Source organism: Methylobacterium sp. WL18 (assembly GCF_008040015.1).
In the GTDB taxonomy this organism is placed as follows: domain Bacteria; phylum Pseudomonadota; class Alphaproteobacteria; order Rhizobiales; family Beijerinckiaceae; genus Methylobacterium; species Methylobacterium mesophilicum.
This window is the reverse complement of sequence record NZ_VRVD01001083.1, coordinates 1-900: the sequence shown is the minus strand read 5'-3', so window position 1 is coordinate 900 and position 900 is coordinate 1. Positions and strand designations below refer to the sequence as shown.

General features: G+C 73.3%; 1 pseudogene. It reads right to left on the bottom strand.

The features are described 5' to 3' along the window. A pseudogene (locus FV228_RS31020) lies at positions 1-691 on the bottom strand (hypothetical protein); the annotation flags it as partial. Positions 692-900 lie beyond the last annotated feature (209 nt).

Sequence of the window (900 nt, the reverse complement as noted above, 5' to 3'; positions counted from 1 at the left end):
GCACGAACGGCGCGCGGGCCACCGCGGGCTCCTCGCGGCCGGCCTGCATCGCCGGGACCTCCCGGCGGAGATAGCCGGTATAGATCAGCCGCCGGGCGATCCGCGAGGCCATCTCGGGCTCCATCGGCAGGGCCGCCAGGGGCTCGTGGATGCGGCTGAGGCCGTAGACCCAGATCTCGTCGTAGAACCGCGCCATGATCTCGGCGGCGCCCTTGCGCTCCCATTCGGGCACGAGGCGGTCGGCGTCGTCGAGCACGTCGCGCAGGCCGAGGACCAGGCGCGTGCCCCGGGCCGCGGCGCGCTCCAGCACCGGCATCAGTTCGCCGTGGAAGCCCGCAGGCTCCTTGTCCACCAGGATCAGGTCCGGCGCGAAGCTGGCGTCGGTCCGGCCGATGATCGCGGTGCGCTGCGCCACGGTGCTGGCGAGCGGCGTGGTGCCGTCGAGGCTCGCGTATCCGCCGTCGCCGAACTTGGTCACCGGGGGCAGCCGCACGGTGTAGACCCCGGGCGCGAAGGCGTAGCAATCCACCACCGGGGAGCCCGAGATGATCATCGCCCGCGCACCGGGGCTGCTGGCCACGATGGCGTTGGCGATCGCCCGCGAGCGCCGCAGGTGGCCGAGCCCGAACGTGTCGTGGCTGTAGATCAGGATCCGGGGGGCGGGGGAGGCCTCGTCCGATCGCATCGTCATCGCCGCCCCCGTTGACGGCGCGAATGTCGCAGCCGCGCTCGTCTCGCACAAGCCGCAGCGTTCGGCAAACCCCGCCGTTAACGGCGCCGGAACCGCCGTCGCCTAGAAGTGGCGGCCAGCACCCCGCCGAAGGCCGCCATGTCCGCGCCCACCCCGATCGAGGCGCCGGCGTCGCGGTTCGCGGCGCTCCGGGCCGATCTCCTGGACCT